The sequence below is a fragment of the Enterobacter sp. E14S genome (genome assembly GCF_055666685.1).
Window position 1 is genome coordinate 783655 of sequence record NZ_JBVODQ010000001.1, and the last position, 22985, is coordinate 806639.

Genomic DNA, 22985 nt, shown 5'->3' on the forward strand with positions numbered 1-22985 from the left:
TTTTAAAGCTGACGAAAGCGACTTCTCAGCGTAAAGGTATCCGACGTGACATAGCGTTCCATTTCCCGTAGCCGCTTCTCACCGGCGGCGAGCTGCTCATCAACCGCATTGAGAAGATCGCTGCTGGTCGGGGCTCCCTCCGCAGCCAGTTCTCCTTCGGGCATCGGGTCAAGAACAAACGACAGGACGATATATGCCACCAGGGTAATAAACGCCAGGCCAAAGAAGATCGATAGCACCGCGACCACGCGGACCAGCTTGACCGGGACATCAAGATAGTGAGCCAGCCCGGCACAAACGCCGCGCACCATGCCCTGCTGTGGAATACGCCACAGCTTTTTGTTCAGATTCAGTCCAGACATTAACGGTCCCTCCAGTTTGGATGCTCAGCATCCAGGATGGCTTCCAGCGCCTGAATGCGTTCGCGCATTTTGTTCGCCTCGTCGGAGAGCTGTACCAGACGCTGTTGTTCACTCTGGGAGAGTTCGCCCCGAGAAGAACGGTTGCTGTAGTGCAGCCATAGCCAAATCGGCAAAACGAACAGCACGAAAATTGTCAGGGGAATGGCCAGAAAAAGCGCGCTCATGTGTACTCCTTGTCTTATGAGGCGGCACGCTCAGGTGCCGCAGGAATTATTATTGGTTGTCTTGCTTCATTTTGGCTTTCAGTGCCGCCAGCTGCTCGCTGATTTCATCATCAGCCTTCAGATCGGCGAACTGTTGATCCAGCGACTTCTGCTTGCCGATGCCGTGGCTTTCGGCTTCAGCTTCCATGTGGTCGATACGACGTTCAAACGATTCAAAACGCGCCATCGCTTCATCAAGCTTACCGCTGTCCAGCTGACGACGCACGTCGCGGGAGGAGCTTGCCGCCTGGTGACGCAGGGTCAGCGCCTGCTGACGCGCGCGGGTTTCGCTCAGTTTGTTTTCAAGCTCACCAATCTCTTTCTTCATACGGGTGAGCGTGTCATCCACCAGCGTGACTTCATGCTCGAGCGTCGCGACCATATCAGCCAGCTTCTGTTTTTCGATCAGCGCCGCACGGGCCAGATCCTCTTTGTCTTTACGCAGCGCCAGCTCCGCTTTTTCCTGCCATTCGTTCAGCTGGGCGGTTGCCTGTTCAATACGACGCGTAAGCTGTTTTTTCTCCGCCAGCGCGCGAGCGGAGGTAGAACGCACTTCAACCAGCGTGTCTTCCATCTCCTGAATCATCAGACGTACCAGCTTCTGCGGATCTTCCGCTTTCTCAAGCAGTGAGTTGATGTTGGCGTTCACGATGTCGGCAAAACGAGAAAAAATACCCATAATCAAATCCTCATAGTTCTGTTATCGGGCTATGCCCTGCTGTACTGATAATACAAACATCATGCCAGGTTTTTATCTTATTGATTTCACTGAGTCTGATTGATTTTTACGCAGTGAAGAACTATTCTTCCCTGGTGAATATCGCTAAGGAGTGGTTAATTTCATCATGCCCGGATACAAAGACAATTTACTCGGCGAAGCAAACAGCTTTCTCGAAGTGCTGGAACAGGTCTCTCGCCTGGCGCCGCTCAATAAACCGGTGCTGATCGTCGGTGAGCGCGGAACGGGGAAAGAACTGATAGCCAACCGTCTGCATTACCTCTCCGGGCGCTGGGATGGCCCCTTCATTTCCCTTAACTGCGCTGCGCTGAATGAAAACCTGCTCGACACCGAGCTCTTCGGCCATGAAGCGGGGGCGTTTACCGGTGCCCAGAAACGCCATCCCGGACGCTTTGAGCGCGCCGACGGCGGTACGCTGTTTCTGGATGAGCTGGCCACCGCGCCCATGCTGGTGCAGGAAAAACTGCTGCGCGTGATTGAGTACGGCGAGCTGGAGCGCGTCGGCGGCAGCCAGCCGCTGCAGGTTAACGTACGCCTGGTGTGCGCCACTAACGCCAACCTGCCGGAGATGGTGGCGGAGGAGAAATTCCGTGCCGACCTGCTTGACCGCCTGGCCTTTGACGTCGTTCAACTTCCTCCCCTGCGCGAGCGCAGAAGCGACATCATGCTGCTGGCTGACCAGTTTGCGATTCAGATGTGCCGCGAGCTCGGACTGCCGCTGTTCCCCGGCTTCAGCAATTATGCGCAGGAGACGCTGCTGGCTTACCACTGGCCGGGAAATATCCGCGAACTGAAAAACGTCGTGGAGCGCTCCGTCTATCGCCACGGCAGCAGCGAGACGGAGCTGGACAATATCATTATCGATCCTTTTCAGCGCAGCGCAGCGCCACTGTCCGCACCAGCGCCTTCAGGCGATCTCCCTACTCTCCCCCTTGATTTACGCCAGTTCCAGAACGATCAGGAGAAACAGCTGCTGGAGCAAAGCCTGAAGACGGCAAAATATAACCAGAAACGGGCGGCTGAACTGCTGGGTCTGACCTACCATCAGTTAAGGGCATTGCTCAAAAAGCATCAAATGCGCTGACAATATCAGCACTTACCTGCAGACATTTTTACGAAGCAGGCGTAAGTGCGATACACTTTGCAGATCGAACCTAAAAACCTTAAAAATTATGCGTCTGGTTTTATCGTCCTTTTTAGCACTCGGTCTGTTTAGCAGCCTGGCCTTTGCCGCGCCCGGGCAAACTCCCCAGCCTGACATTCGTGACAGCGGCTTTGTCTATTGCGTAAGCGGCCAGGTGGATACCTTCAACCCGCAAAAAGCGGGCAGCGGCCTGATCGTGGATACCCTGGCCGCGCAGCTTTACGACCGTCTGCTTGATGTTGACCCATACACCTACCGTCTGGTGCCCGAGCTGGCGGAAAGCTGGGAAGTGCTGGACAACGGCGCAACCTACCGTTTTCACCTGCGCGATGACGTCGCGTTTCAGCGCACGCCTTGGTTTACCCCCACGCGCAGGCTGAACGCAGATGACGTGGTCTTCACCTTCCAGCGCATCTTTAACCGCAACCACCCGTGGCATAACGTTAACGGGGATAATTTCCCCTATTTCGACAGCCTCCAATTTGCTGATACCGTCAAGAGCGTGCGCAAGCTGGACAACCGGACGGTTGAATTTACGCTGACGCGCCCGGATGCCTCCTTCCTCTGGCACCTGGCGACCCACTATGCGTCGGTCATGTCCGCTGAATACGCGGCGAACCTGACGAAAAAAGATCGTCAGGAGTTGCTCGATCGTCAGCCGGTCGGCACCGGTCCGTTCCAGCTGGCTGAATACCGCGCCGGGCAATATATTCGTCTGCAGCGCCACGAGCATTTCTGGCGCGGCACTCCGCTGATGCCGCAGGTGGTGGTCGATCTCGGTTCAGGCGGAACGGGACGTCTGTCGAAACTGCTCACCGGGGAGTGCGACGTGCTCGCCTGGCCCGCGGCCAGCCAGCTCACCATTTTGCGTGACGATCCGCGCCTGCGCCTGACGTTACGCCCCGGCATGAATATCGCTTATCTGGCCTTTAATACGGATAAGCCGCCGTTGAATAACCCTGCCGTACGTCACGCTCTGGCGCTGGCGATTAACAACCAGCGTTTGATGCAGTCGATCTACTACGGCACGGCGGAAACCGCCGCCTCAATTTTACCGCGTGCCTCGTGGGCCTATGACGGTGAAGCTAAAATTACGGAATACGATCCGGCAAAAGCGCGTGAACAGCTGAAGGCGCTGGGGGCGGAAAACCTCACTTTGCAGCTTTGGGTGCCAACCAGCTCCCAGGCGTGGAACCCGAGCCCGCTCAAGACCGCCGAACTGCTGCAGGCAGATATGGCGCAGGTGGGCGTCAAAGTGATCATCGTACCGGTTGAGGGCCGTTTCCAGGAGCGCGCCTGATGGACATGAATCATGATTTAACCCTGACCGGCTGGGCGACCGACAGTAACGATCCGGACAGTTTCTTCCGGCCGCTCCTGAGCTGTGCGGCGATAAATTCCCAAACCAACTACGCCCACTGGTGTAACAGGGAGTTTGACGCCGTGCTGCAAAAAGCGCTGGCTTCCCAGCAGCTGGCCTCACGCATCGACGCCTATGATGAAGCGCAGAAGATCCTTGCCCAGGAACTGCCGGTGCTGCCGCTGGCCTCTTCCCTGCGTCTTCAGGCCTATCGTTATGATATTAAAGGTCTGGTGCTGAGTCCGTTCGGCAACGCCTCGTTCGCCGGCGTGTCGCGTGAAAAAGAACAAGAGGTGAAAAAACCATGATTATTTTTACCTTACGTCGGCTCCTTTTGCTGCTGGTGACGCTCTTTTTCCTGAACTTTGTCGGCTTCAGCCTGAGCTATTTCACGCCCCACGCCCCGCTCCAGGGGTCGTCGCTGTGGGATGCCTGGCTGTTCTGGTTTAACGGGCTGCTGCACTGGGATTTCGGCGTTTCCAGCATCAACGGGCAGCTGATTTCCCAGCAGCTGAAAGAGGTTTTCCCGGCCACGATGGAGCTGTGCATTCTGGCCTTCGGCTTTGCCCTGATGGTCGGCATCCCCGTGGGTATGCTGGCCGGAATCTATCGCAACAAATGGCAGGATAAGTTTATCAGCGCCCTCGCCCTGTTCGGCTTTTCCATCCCGGTATTCTGGCTGGCGCTGCTGCTGACGCTGTTCTTCTCGTTGACGATGGGCTGGCTGCCGGTTTCGGGTCGTTTTGACCTGCTCTATACGGTTAAAACGGTGACGGGTTTTGCCATCATTGACGCGTGGCTGTCCGATTCGGTGTGGCGCCATGAGATGATCGTCAGCGCCGTGCGCCATATGGTATTGCCGGTACTGACGCTGGCGGTTGCGCCAACAACCGAAGTGATCCGCCTGATGCGCCTGAGCACAATTGAGGTATTTGACCAGAACTACGTCAAAGCCGCCGCCACGCGCGGGTTGTCCCGCCTGACAATACTGCGCCGCAACGTCCTGCACAACGCGCTGCCGCCGGTTATTCCGCGTCTGGGATTACAGTTTTCCACCATGCTGACGCTGGCAATGATCACCGAGATGGTCTTTAGCTGGCCGGGCCTGGGGCGATGGCTGATTAACGCCATCCGCCAGCAGGACTACGCCGCTATTTCTGCGGGCGTGATGGTGATTGGTTCGCTGGTGATTATTGTTAACGTGTTGTCCGATATTCTGGGTGCCATGGCTAACCCATTGAAGCATAAGGAATGGTATGCCTTACGATAGCGTATACAGTGAAAAGCGCACGCCCGGCGTGCTGCGTACCGTGTGGCGTAAATTCTATGGTGACACCACGGCGATGATCGGCCTTTACGGCTGTGCCGGCCTGGTGTTGCTTTGCGTCTTTGGCTCGTGGTTTGCGCCGTACGGCATCGACCAGCAGTTCCTTGGCTATCAGCTGCTGCCGCCGTCCTGGTCGCGCTACGGCGAAGTCTCTTTCTTCCTGGGAACGGACGACCTCGGACGTGACGTGTTGAGCCGCCTGCTGAGCGGTGCAGCCCCGACGGTGGGCGGCGCATTTGTGGTGACGCTCGCGGCTACGATCTGCGGGCTGGCGCTCGGTATTTTTGCGGGATCCACCCATGGCCTGCGTTCGGCGGTCCTTAACCACATTCTGGATACCCTGCTGTCGATTCCGTCCCTGCTGCTGGCAATCATCGTTGTTGCCTTTGCCGGTCCGCACCTGTCGCATGCCATGTTCGCCGTATGGCTGGCTATCCTGCCCCGCATCGTGCGCTCGGTTTACAGCATGGTGCATGATGAGCTGGAAAAAGAGTACGTCGTCGCCGCGCGTCTGGACGGCGCGACGACCTTCAACATTCTGTGGTTTGCCGTGCTGCCCAACATCGCCGCCGGGCTGGTCACTGAGATCACCCGCGCCCTGTCGATGGCGATCCTGGACATCGCGGCGCTCGGCTTTCTCGACCTCGGTGCACAGCTGCCGTCGCCCGAATGGGGTGCGATGCTCGGCGACGCGCTGGAGTTGATCTACGTGGCACCGTGGACGGTCATGCTGCCGGGTGCGGCCATTATGGTGAGCGTGCTGCTTATCAACCTGCTGGGCGACGGTATTCGCCGTGCAATTAACGCGGGGGTGCAATAATGCCGCTTCTTGATATTCGCAACCTCACTATCGAATTCAAAACCGGTGAAGGCTGGGTTAAAGCCGTCGATCGCATCAGCATCACCCTTGCGGAGGGTGAAATTCGCGGGCTGGTGGGGGAATCCGGCTCGGGAAAAAGCCTGATTGCCAAGGCTATCTGCGGCGTGGCGAAAGACAACTGGCGCGTGACGGCAGACCGTATGCGTTTTGACGATATCGATCTGCTGCGTCTCTCCCCCCGCGAGCGGAGAAAGCTTGTCGGGCATAACGTCTCGATGATTTTCCAGGAGCCGCAGTCCTGTCTCGACCCGTCCGAACGCGTGGGTAAACAGCTCATGCAGAACATTCCCGGCTGGACCTATAAAGGCCGCTGGTGGCAACGCGTTGGCTGGCGCAAGCGCCGCGCCATCGAGCTTTTACACCGCGTTGGGATTAAAGATCACAAAGATGCGATGCGCAGCTTCCCCTATGAGCTGACCGACGGCGAATGTCAGAAAGTGATGATTGCCATCGCGCTGGCAAATCAGCCGCGTTTGCTGATTGCGGATGAGCCCACCAACGCGATGGAACCCACCACGCAGGCGCAAATTTTCCGCCTGCTGTCGCGTCTCAACCAGAATAACAACACCACCATTTTGCTGATCAGCCATGACCTGCAAATGCTCAGCAAATGGGCGGATAAAATTGACGTCATGTACTGCGGGCAAACGGTCGAAACCGCGCCGAGTGAAGATCTGATCGGCGCGCCGCATCATCCGTATACGCAGGCGCTTATCCGCGCCATTCCGGATTTTGGCAGCGCGATGCCGCATAAGAGCCGCCTGAATACCCTGCCGGGGGCGATTCCGCTGCTGGAATCCCTGCCGATAGGCTGTCGTCTGGGGCCAAGGTGCCCCTATGCTCAGCGTAAATGTATCGAAACACCACGCCTGACCGGGGCCAAGAATCATCTGTACGCCTGTCATTTCCCGCTGAACATGGAGAGAGAGTGAAATGGTCGAAACCTTACTGGAAGTTCGCAACCTGAGTAAGACCTTTCGCTACCGCACGGGGCTGTTTCATCGTCAAACTGTCGACGCGGTGAAGCCGCTGAGCTTTACGCTGCGTGAAAAACAGACCCTGGCGATCATCGGCGAGAACGGTTCCGGGAAATCCACCCTGGCGAAAATGCTCGCCGGCATGGTTGAACCGACTGCAGGCGAAGTGTTGATTGACGATCATCCTCTGACGTTCGGCGATTACTCTTTCCGCAGCCAGCGCATCCGCATGATTTTCCAGGATCCCTCGACCTCGCTTAACCCGCGCCAGCGCATTTCGCAGATCCTCGATTTTCCGCTGCGTCTGAACACAGACCTGGAGCCAGAGGCGCGCCGTAAGCGCGTATTTGAAACCCTGCGTATGGTTGGGCTGTTGCCGGATCACGAAAGCTACTACCCGCATATGCTGGCCCCCGGCCAGAAACAGCGTCTGGGCCTGGCGCGTGCGTTGATTTTGCGGCCAAAAGTGATCATTGCGGATGAAGCGCTTGCCTCGCTGGATATGTCGATGCGCTCGCAGCTGATTAACCTGATGCTGGAATTGCAGGAAAAACAGGGGATCTCGTATATCTACGTCACCCAGCATCTGGGAATGATGAAGCACATCAGCGATCAGGTGATGGTCATGCACCAGGGCGAAGTGGTCGAGCGCGGCAGCACGGCGGATGTGATGGCCTCTCCGCTTCATGAGCTGACAAAACGGCTGATTGCCGGTCATTTTGGTGAAGCATTGACCGCCGATGCGTGGAGAAAGGACCGCTAAGCGCGACGCTCAGCAAAAATCACCCCGTTAAATTAAGGATTAAATAGCCTGCGTACGCTATTTAATCCTTTAATTTTTCGTCTCCATCCCTGCTCCATATTTTAAGCAATATCAATCAACAGTCCTTCTCCAGAATATCCGGACATTACGGAGGAGAAGAAATGAACACCGCCACTTACGTTTTAAAATACACAGAGTATCTCATCAGAAAATGCCGCTCATTTTTAATGACGGACCTGCACTTTCATACCGTGAGGCTTAAGAAAACAACCGGGGAAACCCCTGACATTAGCTCGCCCACGACGTTGAGTGAAAAAATATGCCATCGACTGGTCTATGACCATAATAACTTCTACACGATGCTTGCCGATAAACTCGCCGTTCGCGCATACGTTTCCTCCAGAACAACGCGCGTGAAAACGGTGCCATTAATTGGCGTTTATACCAGGCCGTCGCAGATTGATTTTTCAGTTCTTCCTGACAAATTCGTCCTTAAGTGCAACCATGACAGCGGCAGCACAATAATATGTACAAACAAAGCGCAATTTAATGAAAAAGAAGCGTGTAAAAAGCTGAGCCTCGCGTTAAAGAAAAATCTTTACTACACCACGCGCGAATGGCAGTACAAAAACATTACGCCGAGTATACTTTGCGAGCCGTTTGTCGATCTCTTCGACGACGCTGACAGGAATACAACGCCCGAAATGCTGAGGATCCATTGTTTTCACGGCGTTGCCCACTATGTAGAAGCGGATTTTACGGATGATAACGGCAAAGGGTTTATCAACGTTTATGACAGGTTCTGGAACTTACAACCCTTCCGAATGGAATATCCAAATACTTCAGCAGAACCAGGCGAACCGCTCTTGTTCCGCCAGGCTTTGTTGGCCTCCCAGGAGCTGGCGGATGGAATTGACTACTGCCGCGTTGACCTTATGCTAAAAAAAGATGAAATCTATTTCAGCGAAATAACCTTAAGCCCGAGACGCGGTAAGCTGACGATTACCCCGCAGGAATGGGATGCCAGGTTAGGAAAAATATGGCATTTATCGCCGGCAGGCACATTTGACCTGCCGCTGAAGCTCACGAGTCGGGCCAGGTGAGTTTAAATATCGAGTGGTTTTGCGTCGATAAGGTATAGGTAACATCGCCACCATGAGCCAGCATGATGGCTTTTACCACCGACAAGCCCAAACCACAGCCTTCCGGGTTCACATGTCTGGCGCCATTATCGCGCTGAAAGGGCTGAAACAGGAAATCATGAAACTCTCTGGGGATGCCCGGTCCCCCGTCCCGAATAAGGATAAAATTGCCTTTATCAGAAACGCCATTTTTCACGATGAGCGTGCGCGAGGTTGAATAGTGTAAGGCATTATCAAATAAAACGGTCAGACACTGATTGATGCGTAATGGATCGAATACGCACTGCTGCTCCCTCAGGTCTGTATTGACGGTAAACGCCTTACGGCTGAACTCGGGCATGAACGTATCGAGTGCGTTCTGTATTGTCCCTTTTAGATCCGTTCTGGACTGGCATAACGTGTATCCCGCCCCGCCATTCGAACTGACAACCCGGAGATCTTCAATCAGGCGGGTTAACCCTTCCGTCTGTTTGAGAAGATTATTAAATAGCACCGGCTCCGGGGTAAAAACGCCGTCAACCAACCCCTGAAGCCGTCCGCGTAAGATCGTGACCGGGGTTCTCAGCTCATGCGCAATAGCGGCATTCCAGGATTTCCTCTGAATATCCAGCGTCTGTAATTTTTCCGCCATTTCATTGAAATCTGTCACCAGGTGATTGATCTCACCCAGTCGGGAACTGGCGCAGAATGCCCGGGCGTCCAGATCGCCCTGAGAAATCTTTTTCAGGCTGGACGCTACCGCGTTTAGCGGAGTGAGGATCCGCGATGAAAGTTTGACCGTGAAAAAGAGCGCGATAATCATACTGATCGTTGTCGCGGTCCCAATCCATACCCAGTCCCACATCGTCATCTGCTCGTCATCGCCCGCAGCAGGGCCGCCCGGGAGGTGATCCAGAATAAAGGAGTAAAAAAACCAGGAGCCGAGTATGGCGATGGCAATGATCGTAAACGTCAGCAACAGCATATACGTTAAGATCTGACGGCTCAGAACAGACTCTTTGTTCATTTCTTTTCCCCAAGCCGGTAACCCATGCCTCTGATGCTCTCGGGAACACCATAGAGGCCGGCAAGCTCCAGTTTTTTACGCAACTTGCTCATATGGCTGTCGACCGTTCTGTCGAGCGTATCCCCTTCCGGCAGACACGCGTTGAGCAGCTCTTCGCGGGAGCAGACCTTTCGCGGATATCTCACCAGGTATGTGAGCAATTTAAATTCGGTCGTCGTTAATACCGGGGAGACAACCTCTGCGCCCACGGTGACTTCCACGTAGAAGTCATCCGGATAGACCGTAATAAATGGCGTTCTGAGCGGCTGGGAACCCGCCTGTTGAAGCGCGGGTTTTGTCCTGCGCAGCACCGCCTCAACCCGGGCGACAACTTCAGAAGGGTTGAAGGGTTTGATCACGTAATCATCCGCGCCCAGCCTCAGCCCCATGAGCTTATCGACATCCTGATCGAGAGCGGAAACCATAATGACGGGGACAGCGCTTTCCTGACGAAGCGTGGTAAGTACGCTCCAGCCGTCACATACGGGCAGGTGAATGTCCAGCAATATGAGATCCGGTTTATGGAGGCGATTGAGCGCTATGGCCTGTTCGCCCTGCCTGGCTCGGAGCGTTTTCATTCCCGAACGATCCAGGTAGCTCATCAGTATATCGGCAATTTCGTCTTCATCTTCAACAACAAGGATCAGCGTATTTTTGTGCATTTTATCTCCGCGGGTGAAATCCCTTTGAGCTCGCTATCAGATATCTTTAGCACAATAAGACACAGCCTACGGGAAAAAGTGCCGTAGCTAAGAAAATTTCCCGACTGATTTACCCGCCCGGTTATTTCTCCATACAGCCTACACATTCCGTCAATAATGACTCGACAATGCCAGTTCAAAATCGCTATTGAGACAAAACTCTTTTTACATTTAGCGTTGCAAATTATCCCTGTTACTTAAAGACTTTATGAAGTTGGCTGAAATAATGAACATGGAACTTTCTAAATATTTCTCCCCTAAAAAGCTGGGCATATATTCCCTGTTCCTGCTGCTGTCCTGGGGATTACTTTATACCTGGCTGATGCTGGTACACAAAATGGATGAAAAAGTCGCCTCTACGCTGCTCTCTTCACCCATCATCTATGGCTGCATTGCATTGTCGGTTGTCTCTCTGATAATCCAGAATAAAGCCGGCGCGTTAACTGAGCTACTCGTCGTCGCCTTCTGGCTGATGGTGATTTTTGTTTATCTCATTATTACGTTCACCGTTCTGTTAAACGCGATGCCCGATATAGAAGATCTTATCTTTTACTACGAGTGTTATTTGATCATTTTTTTTGGTGGAGCCCCGCTGTACCTTATTATGAGAATGATTTGAGCCGTTGCTCCACACAGCCTCCACAAACCGCCCATGTCCGCTAAACAGGCGCGCGGTAGACTCTCCCTCACGCTATTTTGCACAAAAATAACTCACCTAATAAATCTGATAAAAATTACCCATAATGATGAACCGTAATAATCTTCGTTCTTCTGAACCTGCCGGAGTGATGCACTCGCTAAAAAAGCTCGCGATACGGCACCGGAAAAAACTGGTTGTCACTTTTTTCCTGGTGGTGGCCGAAAACGTGACGTTTTTACTTTATCCCGTTCTGGCAGGCATCGCGATAAATGCCATCCTCGCCGGTGAAACGCTTAACGCCGCGCTGTATGGCCTGATGGTACTTTGTATGTGGTTCATCGGTGCGGCCAGACGGAGCGTAGATACGCGCACGTTTGCACGTATTTATGCCGGACTCGCGGTTTCCGTCGTCCTGGCACAGCGCAAATACCAGCTTAACCATTCGGCGATCGCCGCAAGGGTAACGCTCTCGCGCGAATATGTGGATTTCTTTGAAATGCACCTTCCCCTGCTTATTACCTCGCTGAGCTCACTTTTTGGTGCCGCAATCATGTTGCTGTTTATTGAATTTTGGGCCGGCGTCATGTGCTTTGCGATTGTATTTATCCTGCTCGGATTTGTCTCAGGATATGCCCGTAAAAATGAATGGCTGTTCATGCGCCTGAATAATCGGCTGGAAAAAGAAGTGGATTATGTTCATAAGGCGGGCACGGCTACCCTTCACCGCCATTACTCCACGCTGGCGCGTTTGCGTATCGCATTATCTGACCGCGAGGCGTGGGGTTATTTGTGGGTTGGGGTACTCGTTGCCGCGCTTTTTACGCTGACCATCGTCTGGATGACGCGTTCAACCGGCATCACCGCCGGACATATTTACTCGGTGATGACCTACATGTGGATGTTCGCGACGAGCCTCGATGACGCGCCGCAGCTTCTTGAGAAATTTTCACAGCTCAGGGATATCGGCAAGCGCGTATCCACTGATGATGAAATTCACGTAACCGGACGTTAATTTAATGCCGCATTTTTTTATTGAACGCCCCGTTTTCGCCTGGGTAGTGGCGCTTTTTATCGTCCTGGCAGGGCTCCTGTCTATTCCCCGTTTGCCGGTTGCGCAGTATCCGGCGGTGGCGCCGCCTGGAATCATTATTTCCGTCAGTTACCCGGGGGCCAGCCCCGATATCATGAACACGTCGGTGGTATCGTTAATCGAGCGCGAAATCTCTGGCGTAGATAATTTGCTCTACTTTGAATCATCGAGTGACACAACCGGTTCGGCATCGATTACCGTCACGTTTAAACCGGGAACGGACATCAAGCTGGCGCAGATGGATCTGCAGAATCAGATTAAGATCGTCGAGCCTCGTCTGCCTCAGGCGGTAAGGCAAAACGGCATTAACGTCGAGGCCGCTAACTCTGGCTTTTTAATGATGGTGGGGCTGAAATCCGCGACGGGTCAATTTGAGGAAGCCGATTTAAGCGACTATTTTGCCAGAAACGTCAGTGACGAGCTTCGTCGCGTGCCCGGCGTAGGGAAAGTTCAGCTGTTTGGCGGCGAAAAAGCGCTGCGCATCTGGTTGGATCCCATGAAGCTCCACGGCTACGGGCTTTCGGTAAGCGATGTTCTTACCGCCGTTGGCCAGCAAAATGCCCTGGTTTCGCCCGGCAAAACGGGAGATGAGCCCGCCTCTGCAGGACAAGGGGTGACGTATCCCATCACCGTGAAGGGACAGCTCTCCTCGGTAGAGGCGTTCAGGAATATCACCCTGAAATCTGACGCATCCGGTGCCCGCCTGAAACTGTCCGACATTGCGCGGATTGAATCTGGCCTGCAAAGCTACGCCTTTGGTATCCGTGAAAATGGCGTGCCCGCAACGGCGGCAGCAATCCAGCTCTCGCCTGGCGCGAATGCGATGAGCACGGCTTCCGGCGTACGGGCGCGCATCGACGAACTTTCCCGGGTGTTACCCGAAGGAATGTCGTTTACGATCCCCTTCGATACCGCGCCGTTTGTGAAACTTTCTATCATGAAGGTTGTTCAGACATTTGTAGAAGCGATGGTCCTCGTCTTCCTGGTTATGCTGCTGTTTCTGCACAAGATACGCTGTACGCTTATCCCGGCGATTGTTGCTCCCGTCGCACTTCTTGGCACCTTCACGGTGATGCTATTGAGCGGCTACTCCATCAATATTCTGACGATGTTCGGCATGGTGCTGGCAATAGGCATTATCGTTGATGATGCCATTGTGGTCGTGGAGAACGTTGAACGACTGATGGAGGAAAAAAGCCTGTCCCCGCGTGACGCCACGCGGCAAGCCATGCAGGAAATCACCCCGGCGATTATTGGCATCACGCTGGTGCTGACCGCCGTCTTTATCCCCATGGGGTTTGCGGAAGGATCCGTCGGGATTATCTACCGACAATTTTGTATTTCCATGGCGGTCTCCATACTGCTGTCCGCGTTTCTTGCCCTAACGCTGACGCCTGCCCTGTGTGCAACGTTACTCAAGCCGCATAAGCCAGGAAAGAGCGGAGGCGGAAGGTTCGCGGTCGGGTTTAACGCGCGCTTTCGTTCGCTCACCGCCAGTTACGAAGCCGGGCTGGGTGCCGTTCTGAAGCGAACCGGGCGTATGCTGCTCCTGTACGCTGCGCTTTGTGCTGCGCTGTTTCTGGGATTGTCTTCGTTACCGTCGTCTTTTCTGCCGGATGAAGATCAGGGCTACTTTATGTCCTCAATCCAGCTGCCTTCTGATGCCACGATGCAGCGTACCCTCAACGTGGTTAAAAAATTTGAAGAGGAAATTGCGGCCCGGCCGGATATTGAAAGCAACATTATGATCCTGGGGTTTGGATTCTCAGGTTCAGGGCCAAACTCGGCTATGGCCTTCACCACGCTGAAGGACTGGAAAGATCGGCAGGGCTCGACGGCCCAGGGGGAAGCCGACCGGATACAGGCCAGCATGGCAAACGTCTCTGATGCCGTCACGATGAGCCTGCTCCCGCCGGCCATTTCGGATATGGGCACCTCGTCGGGCTTCACCTGGTACGTGCAGGACAGAGCGGGACTGGGCTACGAGGCGTTAAAGCGCGCTGCCGACGCGCTGGTCCTGCAGGCCAACCAGCGCCCTGAACTGAGTGACGTGTATATAGACGGTCTGCCGGAAGGAACAAGCCTTGCGCTCCAGGTGGACAGAGAAAAGGCGGAAGCGATGGGCGTCTCATTTGATGAAATCAACCAGACGCTCTCCGTCACCCTGGGCTCAAATTACGTCAATGACTATACGAATAGCGGCCGCGTTCAGCAGGTGATTATTCAGGCCGATGCGCCCTACCGAATGCAGCCTGAGCAAATACTGACATTATCTGTGAAAAACCGGATGGGGCAGATGGTACCGGTATCGACGTTTGCCACGCTTTCATGGCACGTTGCGCCCCAGCAGTTGACGCGTTATCAGGGATATTCGGCTATTCGCATTACCGGAAATGCGGCGCCGGGAGAGTCCAGCGGCACCGCAATGAAGGTTATGGAGAGTTTGTCCAGAGATTTACCTCAGGGCATGGCGGGCGAGTGGGCCGGGAGCTCATTGCAGGAGAGAAAATCGGAATCTCAGCTTCCGGGCCTTATCGTCCTGTCGATACTGGTCGTGTTTATGGTGCTGGCCGCCCTTTACGAGAGCTGGTCTATTCCGTTTGCGGTCATGCTGGTCGTTCCGCTGGGCCTTATCGGCGCGGTAATAGCGGTGTCCGTTGCCGGCATGACGAATGACGTTTTCTTCAAGGTCGGCCTGATTACGCTTATCGGCCTGTCGGCTAAGAACGCCATTCTGATTGTTGAATTTGCCAGGCAGCTCCATCGCCAGGGGCAGCCCCTGCTGGCGGCAACCATTCATGCCGCCGGCCAGCGCCTGCGCCCTATTCTGATGACGTCGTTAGCCTTCACCTTAGGGGTTGTTCCCTTGATGCTAGCCAATGGTGCGAGCGACAGTACGCAGCATGCCATCGGTACCGGCGTATTTGGCGGCATGATTAGCGGTACGCTTCTCGCCATTTTCTTCGTACCGGTTTTCTTTATCGTCATCGCGCGCTTCATCGACAACCTCAGGAAAGCGTGAATACCCTCGCGGGATCGCGCTTCCTCGCTGGTTGGATGAGGTGAACCTGTTGCCGGGTGATATACTGGATGAATGCTGAAATTTTGAGCCCCCGCGAGTCCGCGGCGCATTCTTCGGGGCAGGCGTCTTCGGAGAACAGCGAGAAATATCGTGACACAAGGGGCTGTGAGTGGGCTATAATTTCGAGCTAATTTCGAATGATTTTGAAATACTGCCTGTAACGCTATGAATTACAAGGCAAAATTAGCAATGAATATAAGGATTAAAGCTATGGGTTTTCTTTCCGGTAAGCGCATTCTGGTGACTGGCGTTGCCAGCAAACTGTCCATCGCATACGGCATCGCACAGGCAATGCATCGCGAAGGCGCTGAGCTGGCGTTCACCTACCAGAACGACAAGCTGAAAGGCCGTGTTGAAGAGTTTGCCGCGCAGCTGGGTTCCAGCATTGTTCTGGAATGTGACGTTGCACAAGACGAAAGCATCGACGGCATGTTTGCTGAACTGGCAAAAGCATGGCCGAAATTCGACGGTTTCGTTCACTCCATTGGCTTCGCTCCTGGCGACCAGCTGGACGGCGACTACGTGAACGCGGTTACCCGTGATGGCTTCAAAATTGCTCACGACATCAGCTCCTACAGCTTCGTTGCGATGGCGAAATCCTGCCGCGCGATGCTGAACCCGGGCGCAGCCCTGCTGACTCTGTCCTACCTGGGCGCTGAGCGTGCTATCCCTAACTACAACGTTATGGGCCTGGCGAAAGCCTCTCTGGAAGCCAACGTACGCTACATGGCGAACGCAATGGGTCCTGAAGGCGTGCGCGTTAACGCCATCTCTGCAGGTCCTATCCGCACCCTGGCAGCTTCCGGTATTAAAGATTTCCGTAAAATGCTGGCACACTGCGAAGCGGTTACCCCGATTCGTCGTACCGTTACCATTGAAGATGTGGGTAACTCTGCTGCATTCCTGTGCTCTGACCTTTCCGCTGGTATCTCCGGCGAAGTGGTTCACGTTGACGGCGGCTTCAACATCGCTGCAATGAACGAGCTGGAAATTAAATAAGCTGTGACTCTCTTCCCGCACGGGAAGAGAGTTTTCCCCCGCACCGCCCCTTCGTTATTCCGTTCTGCTATTTGTTATCACCTAACAATATTTTTCCCTTTATCTGCCTTACGCCAGGATATTGATCGCCATTTTGAGATCAAGGAACGCACATGGAACAACGCCGTTTTTCCGGCAAAGGCCACTGGTATCACGAGACCCAGTCGAACCACGCGCAGACAGATGTTCTGCCTCTGGTGCCCGAAGCCGCTAACGTCGACGATCGTTTTTTGCTCGATTTAGCCCTGCCTGATGAGATTGTCGCCGCCTGTTCTGGCTGGCTTACCCCTGCCAGAGCCTTGTGCCACCAGCTGTTTCCGCTCTCGATTCCCGTGAACCGCCTGCATACGCTCAGCGCCTACGATCGGCTCAGCACCGCGCTAACGGTCGCCCAGGCCTGTGGCGTTCAGCGGCTTTGTAACCATTACGCCGCCCTCCTCGCCCCGCTTCCCGGCCCGGACTCCTCGCGCGAAAGCAACCGACGTCTGGCGCAAATCACGCAGTATGCCCGCCAGCTCGCCAGCTCTCCTGATGTGATTGATGATAAAGCGCAGAACCAGCTTGATGAGGTTGGCCTGTCAATCTATGACATTGTGGTGATTAACCAGATTATCGGGTTTATTGGTTTTCAGGCGCGCGTGGTCGCGGTTTTTCAGGCGCTGTTAGGACACCCCGTTCGCTGGTTGCCAGGCCATCATATTCAGCCGCACACGCTGCCCGCGAGCCACGCCGCCTGGGTGCCGCTTTTGCCCGTCGTCGAGTTGCGCTATGCGAGTGCGCATCAGCTTGAGTCGCTGTCCCGCTGGCAGGCAGAACCCGCGCTGGAGGCGCTGACGCCGGTCCTTTGCCACGAGCCGTCGCTGCTCGACCTGACCGGAGAAATTCTGTTAAACACCCGCGAAGCGATCCCGCTGACGTCCCCCGCGCTTTCGGCGGCAGTCGAACTGCTGACGCGCTCTCCGGACCGCTTCAGCGCCGCGCAGTTTACCCCGCTCACGGATCAGGGACTCCCCGGCGAACATGCCATCACGCTGCTTACCCGGAGCGCGTTTGATGGCTGGCTCAATCGTTTGAAAGTCGCGTTTGGTAAAGAGGAATAACCATACTAATTACCCAAAGAGCGCTTGCTGAGACAGTGAGAATCGCGTAAAACTGTCAGCCGCTCAATGGCTACGAAAATAGAACATTATGTTTCAGGACAACCCGCTGCTAGCGCAGCTTAAACAGCAACTGCATTCCCAGACGCCGCGTGCAGAAGGGGTCGTAAAAGCCACGGAAAAGGGCTTTGGCTTCCTTGAGGTTGACGCGCAGAAAAGCTACTTCATTCCGCCTCCGCAGATGAAGAAAGTGATGCATGGCGATCGCGTCATGGCCGTCATTCATACCGAGAAGGATCGCGAGTCTGCCGAGCCGGAAGAACTGATCGAACCGTTCCTGACCCGCTTTGTGGGCAAGGTGCAGAGAAAAGACGATCGTCTTGCTATCGTGCCGGATCATCCCCTGCTGAAAGATGCTATTCCCTGCCGCGCCGCCCGTGGCGTTGAGCATGATTTTAAAGAAGGTGACTGGGCCGTAGCAGAAATGCGCCGTCATCCTCTGAAAGGCGATCGCGGTTTTTATGCTGAGCTGACCCAGTTCATCACCTTTGGCGCCGACCATTTCGTGCCATGGTGGGTCACGCTGGCACGCCATAATCTTGAAAAAGAAGCGCCGAACGGCGTAGCGACCGAGATGCAGGACGAAGGTCTGACGCGCCGCGATCTCACCGCGCTGGAGTTTGTCACCATCGACAGCGCCAGCACGGAAGATATGGATGACGCGCTGTACGCTGAAGAGAGCGCCGATGGCAAACTGCATCTGACCGTCGCCATTGCCGATCCAACCGCCTGGATTGCCGAAGGCAGCAAGCTTGATGACGCGGCGAAAATCCGTGCGTTCACCAACTACCTGCCGGGCTTCAACATTCCGATGCTGCCGCGCGAATTGTCAGACGATCTCTGCTCGCTGCGTCCAAATGAAGTGCGCCCGGTCCTTGCCTGCCGGATGACTATCGCCGCAGATGGCGCGATTGAAGACGATATCGAGTTCTTTGCCGCTACCATCGAATCGAAAGCCAAGCTGGCCTACGATAACGTGTCCGACTGGCTTGAAAATACCGGTAGCTGGAAACCTGAATCAGACGCCATTGCCGCGCAAATCCGTCTGCTGCATCGCATCTGCCTGAACCGCGGCGAGTGGCGTAAAACCCATGCGCTGGTGTTCAAAGACCGCCCGGATTATCGCTTTGTTCTGGGCGAGAAAGGCGAAGTGCTGGACATCGTGGCCGAACCGCGACGCATTGCGAACCGCATCGTTGAAGAGGCGATGATTTCCGCCAACATCTGTGCCGCACGCGTGCTGCGCGACAAACTGGGCTTTGGCATTTACAACGTCCACACCGGTTTTGATCCGGCGAATACCGAAGCGCTGGCGGCCCTGCTGAAAAATCACGATGTGCACGTTGATCCGGAAGAAGTGCTGACGCTGCCTGGCTTCTGCAAGCTTCGCCGCGAACTGGACGCGCAGCCGTCGGGCTTCCTGGACAGCCGCATTCGTCGCTTCCAGTCCTTCGCGGAAATCAGCACCGAACCTGGCCCGCACTTTGGTCTTGGCCTCGAAGCTTACGCCACATGGACATCGCCGATCCGTAAGTATGGCGATATGGTTAACCACCGACTGCTGAAAGCGATTATCAAAGGTGAAACCATTGCCCGTCCTCAGGAGGACACCACGCTGCAGATGGCCGATCGTCGCCGTCTGAACCGCATGGCCGAGCGTGACGTTGGTGACTGGCTGTACGCACGCTTTCTGCAGGATAAAGCCGGTACGGACACCCGTTTCGCCGCAGAGATCATCGATATCAGCCGCGGGGGTATGCGCGTCCGTCTGGTCGATAACGGTGCTGTCGCGTTTATTCCTGCGCCGTTCCTGCATGCGGTTCGTGACGAAATGGTCTGTAGCCAGGAAAACGGTACCGTGCAAATTAAAGGTGAAACAGTTTACAAAGTCACCGACGTGATTGATGTTACTATCGCTGAAGTTCGCATGGAAACCCGCAGTATTATCGCGCGCCCTGTCGCCTGATAACCGGTTCAATTGTCGGCCATTTCCTCTCCGGAAGGGCCGACAATTTTTCTTTTTATCCCCGCCACAAAACCATTATTTTTCCTTACTATTTTCAGTATCCCTTCGCCCAAAACCGCCATAATTATCTACAGTAAAAGAGTGTTGTTATATTCGGTTACGTGAATTTCTATACGCTCAGTATCCTTTTTAACCTGACTCGTTTTATTATAAGAAAGCAGGGAAAAACAACAGGTTCACTTCGGTTTTGCCGCTGTTTCTCAACGGAAAAGTCGACAGCAAATGAATAATTTGTGCGCTAATGAACAGCTGCGGGAGAAAACATGATGGACGATCTGGAGCAGAATTTGCTGTTTCGCTACATGGGGACTCACAGCCCGTGGTGGCGCCTGTCAGCTGACAGCAACGCTCTGCACCTTTCCACCAGCGAAAATGCCGATGTCACTCAGGTCGTGGCGCTGGACGATGAACAGGCCGATCTCATCCGTCATTTAACCGTTATTACCTCCAGCATTTCCATGTCGCTCTCCCTGTACGGGGAAGATGTCCCGGTTCATCTTGTGGGCCGTAAAATCACCCGCAACGAGTGGGCAGGCACCGCTTCCGCCTGGAACGATACGCCCTCCGTGGCGCGCGATCTGGCTCAGGGGCTCTCTTTCGCGGAGCAGGTTGTCTCCGAGGCCAACTCCGTCATTGTTATTCTCGATCAGCACGGCAATATTCAGCGTTTTAACCGGCTTAGCGAAGAGTACACCGGCCTGAAAGAGCAAGAAGTGATTGGCCAGAACGTATTTAAGCTGTTTATGAGCCGCAGTGAAGCGGCAGCCTCAAAGCGCAATATTACCGGTTTTTTTCGCAACGGCAGTTCCTACGAAGTCGAACGCTGGATCAAAACGCGTAAAGGGCAGCGCCTGTTTCTGTTCAGAAACAAATTCGTGCACAGCGGCAGCGGTAAAAATGAAATTTTCCTTATCTGTTCCGGGACAGATATTACCGAAGAGCGCCGCGCTCAGGAGCGACTGCGCGTGCTGGCCAATACCGATACCATCACCGGCCTGCCCAACCGCAATGCGATCCACGATCTGATTTCTGACGCCATCGACAACCGCGGCGACACGCAGGTGGGCGTGGTGTATCTCGATCTGGATAACTTTAAAAAGGTCAACGACGCTTACGGGCATATGTTTGGCGATCAGCTGTTGCAGGCTGTCGCCCTCGCCATTTTGAGCTGTCTGGATGAAGAACAGGTGCTGGCGCGTCTTGGCGGCGATGAGTTTATCGTCATGGCCACCAATACCTCTCAGGGCTCTCTGGAGGCGATGGCGTCGCGCATTTTAACCCGTCTGCGCCAGCCGTTCCGAATCGGTCTGATTGAGATTTATACCGGCTGCTCTCTGGGTATCGCCCTCGCCCCGCAGCACGGGAACGACCGGGAAAGCGTTATTCGCAACGCCGATACCGCCATGTACACCGCCAAAGAGAACGGCCGGGGCAAGTTCTGCGTCTTCTCACCCGAGATGAACCAGCGCGTGTTTGAGTATCTCTGGCTGGATACCAACCTGCGCAAGGCCCTGGATAACGATCAGCTTCTGATCCACTATCAGCCGAAAATAACCTGGCGCGGAGAAGTCAGAAGCCTTGAAGCGCTGGTCCGCTGGCAATCGCCAGAACGCGGCCTGATCCCGCCTCTGGAGTTTATCTCTTATGCCGAGGAGTCGGGGTTGATTGTGCCGCTGGGCCGCTGGGTGATGCTCGATGTGGTTCGCCAGGTGGCAAAATGGCGCGATAAGGGAATAAACCTGCGCGTGGCGGTGAACGTCTCTGCACGTCAGCTGGCCGACCAGACCATCTTCAGCGACTTAAAGCAGGCGCTGAAGGATCTGAATTTTGAATACTGCCCGGTCGACGTTGAGTTGACCGAAAGCTGTCTTATCGAAAATGAAGAGCTGGCGCTGTCCGTGATCCAGCAGTTCAGCCGACTCGGGGCGCAAATTCATCTGGATGATTTCGGTACCGGCTACTCTTCCCTTTCTCAGCTGGCCCGCTTCCCTATTGACGCCATTAAGCTCGATCAATCTTTCGTCAGGGATATTCATAAGCAGTCTATTTCCCAGTCGCTGGTGCGCGCTATTGTCGCCGTGGCGCAGGCGTTAAATCTGCAGGTGATTGCCGAGGGTGTGGAAAATGCAAAAGAAGACGCCTTTCTGACCAAGAACGGCGTCAACGAACGGCAGGGTTTTCTGTTTGCTAAGCCGATGCCCGCTGCCGCATTCGAGCGATGGCTAAAACGATATCAAGCGCGAAATCAACGTTAACTGGCTTTACGCAGGCCCGCCGCGTGTTGGCGGTTTTGCAGCGTGACCAGACGCTCCATGTAGGCGATATCTTTCGGCTCCAGGCAGAAAGCGGCATCAACCCAGTCTTCCGTGATGTCCATCAGTTCACTGCGGGGCAATTGCAGAACGCGCGTACGGGCGCGCAGCATCGCCCTTACGCCATTCAGTTTTGGCCGCAGCGTATCGATGAAGGTTCGGGTAGAGACATAGCTTTGTCCCGGTTCAAACAGGACATCCACCAGCCCGTGCTGTTCGTACCATTCAGCCGTATGGGATTCCCCTTTGTAGATGAGTTCCTCCGCCAGCTTCATGCCTGCACGGCGTGCAACCAGGGAATATCCTCCCATACCCGGAAACAGGTTGAAGGCAATCTCCGGGAAACCTAAACGGGCATCGCGCTGAGCCAGGACAAAATGGTGCGCCAGAGCGGCCTCAAACCCGCCCCCTAACGCACTGCCTTCGACCATTGCCAGAGTGATGGCTCCCGTATCAAACCCCCGAGAGGCCGCATGGACGCAATCAACGCAGGCGCGAGCGTACGCCCGTAACGCTTCCCGACGTCCGTTCTGAATGCACTCGACGAAGAACTGTAAATCACCGCCCGTATTGTACATCTCGGGAACCAGCGATCCGGTTACCCAAAAATCAACCGCAAACCCAGACTGGCGAACCAGCCATGAAAAGTTCATGATCTCCTCTATTAACGCATGGTTAAAGCAAGGACGTGGCTGAGCCCGCAGCATCATCCAGACCGTGTGACGCTCCGCCTCGTAATACCCTGACAGCTGCGTGAACCGTTCAGTATCGGTAAACAGTGTGCAGGTAGGCTGATTGATAACTGTCATAGTCTAATTCCTCTTATAAAAAAGCGCCTTGCGCGCAGTTTTAGACTAATCCAGTCATTAAGCCTGCTGCATGAGGGGGAATAAATTTATCACTTACGTTTATGTAATTTAGTTATTGCATTTTTTCC

The 22985-nt window shown here is 54.6% G+C and carries 19 protein-coding genes and 1 pseudogene; 14 read left to right on the forward strand and 6 right to left on the reverse strand.

What is annotated here, in order from left to right:
* Positions 1–2 precede the first annotated feature (2 nt).
* Genes pspC through pspA form a run of 3 tightly spaced genes read right to left on the reverse strand, consistent with a single transcriptional unit; the run spans position 3 to position 1304 of the window.
* Complete coding sequence (pspC, locus tag ACZ6J2_RS03775; protein WP_023312044.1) at positions 3–362, reverse strand: envelope stress response membrane protein PspC; 360 nt, start codon at positions 360–362, stop codon at positions 3–5.
* Positions 362–586, reverse strand: coding sequence for an envelope stress response membrane protein PspB (pspB, locus tag ACZ6J2_RS03780; protein WP_023312045.1), 225 nt, complete (start codon positions 584–586; stop codon positions 362–364). Before pspB ends, pspC begins: the two co-directional genes overlap by 1 nt.
* Positions 587–635: 49 nt before the next feature.
* Positions 636–1304 (reverse strand): phage shock protein PspA, encoded by a 669-nt coding sequence (pspA, locus tag ACZ6J2_RS03785; protein ID WP_029740507.1) that lies wholly within the window; start codon positions 1302–1304, stop codon positions 636–638.
* A 166-nt stretch (positions 1305–1470) separates the two neighbouring features.
* Between pspA and pspF the strand changes: the two genes are divergently transcribed.
* The 7 genes and pseudogenes from pspF to ACZ6J2_RS03820 all read left to right on the forward strand — a co-directional run bounded on the left by pspF (position 1471) and on the right by ACZ6J2_RS03820 (position 8918).
* Positions 1471–2448, forward strand: a complete 978-nt coding sequence (gene pspF / locus ACZ6J2_RS03790) for a phage shock protein operon transcriptional activator (protein WP_471724851.1) — start codon at positions 1471–1473, stop codon at positions 2446–2448.
* 88 nt (positions 2449–2536) lie between these two features.
* Positions 2537–4176: pseudogene (gene sapA / locus ACZ6J2_RS03795) on the forward strand (ABC transporter substrate-binding protein SapA).
* Positions 4173–5138, forward strand: coding sequence for a putrescine export ABC transporter permease SapB (gene sapB / locus ACZ6J2_RS03800; protein WP_023312049.1), 966 nt, complete (start codon positions 4173–4175; stop codon positions 5136–5138). The pseudogene sapA and the gene sapB overlap by 4 nt, the downstream one beginning before the upstream one ends.
* The gene (gene sapC, locus ACZ6J2_RS03805; RefSeq protein WP_032656751.1) at positions 5125–6015 is read left to right on the forward strand and encodes a putrescine export ABC transporter permease SapC; all 891 of its coding nucleotides are present in this window, start codon (positions 5125–5127) and stop codon (positions 6013–6015) included. Before sapB ends, sapC begins: the two co-directional genes overlap by 14 nt.
* The gene (sapD, locus tag ACZ6J2_RS03810) at positions 6015–7007 is read left to right on the forward strand and encodes a putrescine export ABC transporter ATP-binding protein SapD (protein ID WP_033145732.1); all 993 of its coding nucleotides are present in this window, start codon (positions 6015–6017) and stop codon (positions 7005–7007) included. The genes sapC and sapD overlap by 1 nt, the downstream gene beginning before the upstream one ends.
* A gap of 1 nt (position 7008) precedes the next feature.
* Entirely contained in the window at positions 7009–7815 is an 807-nt protein-coding gene (sapF, locus tag ACZ6J2_RS03815; RefSeq protein ID WP_023312051.1) for a putrescine export ABC transporter ATP-binding protein SapF, read from the forward strand.
* Positions 7816–7976: 161 nt separating this feature from the next.
* Positions 7977–8918, forward strand: a complete 942-nt coding sequence (locus tag ACZ6J2_RS03820) for an ATP-grasp fold amidoligase family protein (protein WP_471724852.1) — start codon at positions 7977–7979, stop codon at positions 8916–8918.
* Here ACZ6J2_RS03820 and ACZ6J2_RS03825 read toward each other — a convergent pair.
* Both ACZ6J2_RS03825 and ACZ6J2_RS03830 read right to left on the reverse strand, forming a co-directional pair.
* Positions 8899–9963, reverse strand: coding sequence for an ATP-binding protein (locus ACZ6J2_RS03825; RefSeq protein ID WP_471724853.1), 1065 nt, complete (start codon positions 9961–9963; stop codon positions 8899–8901). The genes ACZ6J2_RS03820 and ACZ6J2_RS03825 overlap by 20 nt on opposite strands.
* A complete protein-coding gene (locus tag ACZ6J2_RS03830; protein ID WP_039262917.1) occupies positions 9960–10664 on the reverse strand; it encodes a response regulator in 705 nt (234 codons plus the stop codon). The genes ACZ6J2_RS03825 and ACZ6J2_RS03830 overlap by 4 nt, the downstream gene beginning before the upstream one ends.
* A 271-nt stretch (positions 10665–10935) precedes the next feature.
* On the opposite strand from ACZ6J2_RS03830, the gene crrC reads away from it, so the two are divergent.
* The 7 genes from crrC (at position 10936) to pdeR (ending at position 21991) form a co-directional block, all read left to right on the forward strand.
* The gene (crrC, locus tag ACZ6J2_RS03835; RefSeq protein WP_045285958.1) at positions 10936–11322 is read left to right on the forward strand and encodes a colistin resistant protein CrrC; all 387 of its coding nucleotides are present in this window, start codon (positions 10936–10938) and stop codon (positions 11320–11322) included.
* A gap of 124 nt (positions 11323–11446) precedes the next feature.
* The gene (locus tag ACZ6J2_RS03840) at positions 11447–12355 is read left to right on the forward strand and encodes an ABC transporter six-transmembrane domain-containing protein (protein ID WP_063441951.1); all 909 of its coding nucleotides are present in this window, start codon (positions 11447–11449) and stop codon (positions 12353–12355) included.
* A 4-nt stretch (positions 12356–12359) separates the two neighbouring features.
* Complete coding sequence (locus tag ACZ6J2_RS03845) at positions 12360–15455, forward strand: multidrug efflux RND transporter permease subunit (protein ID WP_471724854.1); 3096 nt, start codon at positions 12360–12362, stop codon at positions 15453–15455.
* A 270-nt stretch (positions 15456–15725) separates the two neighbouring features.
* Positions 15726–16514, forward strand: a complete 789-nt coding sequence (fabI, locus tag ACZ6J2_RS03850; protein ID WP_003856831.1) for an enoyl-ACP reductase FabI — start codon at positions 15726–15728, stop codon at positions 16512–16514.
* A gap of 152 nt (positions 16515–16666) precedes the next feature.
* Positions 16667–17653: a CMD domain-containing protein gene (locus ACZ6J2_RS03855; protein WP_045143074.1), complete on the forward strand. Its 987-nt coding sequence runs from the start codon at positions 16667–16669 to the stop codon at positions 17651–17653.
* Positions 17654–17741: 88 nt separating this feature from the next.
* On the forward strand, positions 17742–19676 hold the full coding sequence (locus ACZ6J2_RS03860) for an exoribonuclease II (protein ID WP_048975109.1): 1935 nt from the start codon (positions 17742–17744) through the stop codon (positions 19674–19676).
* A 323-nt stretch (positions 19677–19999) separates the two neighbouring features.
* Positions 20000–21991 (forward strand): cyclic di-GMP phosphodiesterase, encoded by a 1992-nt coding sequence (pdeR, locus tag ACZ6J2_RS03865; protein WP_029740520.1) that lies wholly within the window; start codon positions 20000–20002, stop codon positions 21989–21991.
* On the opposite strand, the gene ACZ6J2_RS03870 is transcribed toward pdeR, so the two are convergent.
* Positions 21988–22857 (reverse strand): crotonase/enoyl-CoA hydratase family protein, encoded by an 870-nt coding sequence (locus tag ACZ6J2_RS03870; protein ID WP_471724855.1) that lies wholly within the window; start codon positions 22855–22857, stop codon positions 21988–21990. The genes pdeR and ACZ6J2_RS03870 overlap by 4 nt on opposite strands.
* Positions 22858–22985: the final 128 nt, after the last annotated feature.

Excerpts from the sequence above, each read along its gene's own strand:
- pspC (WP_023312044.1), bottom strand. The coding sequence starts at position 362 with ATGTCTGGACTGAATCTGAACAAAAAGCTGTGGCGTATTCCACAGCAG.
- pspB (WP_023312045.1), bottom strand. The coding sequence starts at position 586 with ATGAGCGCGCTTTTTCTGGCCATTCCCCTGACAATTTTCGTGCTGTTC.
- pspA (WP_029740507.1), bottom strand. The coding sequence starts at position 1,304 with ATGGGTATTTTTTCTCGTTTTGCCGACATCGTGAACGCCAACATCAAC.
- pspF (WP_471724851.1), top strand. The coding sequence starts at position 1,471 with ATGCCCGGATACAAAGACAATTTACTCGGCGAAGCAAACAGCTTTCTC.
- sapB (WP_023312049.1), top strand. The coding sequence starts at position 4,173 with ATGATTATTTTTACCTTACGTCGGCTCCTTTTGCTGCTGGTGACGCTC.
- sapC (WP_032656751.1), top strand. The coding sequence starts at position 5,125 with ATGCCTTACGATAGCGTATACAGTGAAAAGCGCACGCCCGGCGTGCTG.
- sapD (WP_033145732.1), top strand. The coding sequence starts at position 6,015 with ATGCCGCTTCTTGATATTCGCAACCTCACTATCGAATTCAAAACCGGT.
- sapF (WP_023312051.1), top strand. The coding sequence starts at position 7,009 with ATGGTCGAAACCTTACTGGAAGTTCGCAACCTGAGTAAGACCTTTCGC.
- ACZ6J2_RS03820 (WP_471724852.1), top strand. The coding sequence starts at position 7,977 with ATGAACACCGCCACTTACGTTTTAAAATACACAGAGTATCTCATCAGA.
- ACZ6J2_RS03825 (WP_471724853.1), bottom strand. The coding sequence starts at position 9,963 with ATGAACAAAGAGTCTGTTCTGAGCCGTCAGATCTTAACGTATATGCTG.
- ACZ6J2_RS03830 (WP_039262917.1), bottom strand. The coding sequence starts at position 10,664 with ATGCACAAAAATACGCTGATCCTTGTTGTTGAAGATGAAGACGAAATT.
- crrC (WP_045285958.1), top strand. The coding sequence starts at position 10,936 with ATGGAACTTTCTAAATATTTCTCCCCTAAAAAGCTGGGCATATATTCC.
- ACZ6J2_RS03840 (WP_063441951.1), top strand. The coding sequence starts at position 11,447 with ATGATGAACCGTAATAATCTTCGTTCTTCTGAACCTGCCGGAGTGATG.
- ACZ6J2_RS03845 (WP_471724854.1), top strand. The coding sequence starts at position 12,360 with ATGCCGCATTTTTTTATTGAACGCCCCGTTTTCGCCTGGGTAGTGGCG.
- fabI (WP_003856831.1), top strand. The coding sequence starts at position 15,726 with ATGGGTTTTCTTTCCGGTAAGCGCATTCTGGTGACTGGCGTTGCCAGC.
- ACZ6J2_RS03855 (WP_045143074.1), top strand. The coding sequence starts at position 16,667 with ATGGAACAACGCCGTTTTTCCGGCAAAGGCCACTGGTATCACGAGACC.
- ACZ6J2_RS03860 (WP_048975109.1), top strand. The coding sequence starts at position 17,742 with ATGTTTCAGGACAACCCGCTGCTAGCGCAGCTTAAACAGCAACTGCAT.
- pdeR (WP_029740520.1), top strand. The coding sequence starts at position 20,000 with ATGATGGACGATCTGGAGCAGAATTTGCTGTTTCGCTACATGGGGACT.
- ACZ6J2_RS03870 (WP_471724855.1), bottom strand. The coding sequence starts at position 22,857 with ATGACAGTTATCAATCAGCCTACCTGCACACTGTTTACCGATACTGAA.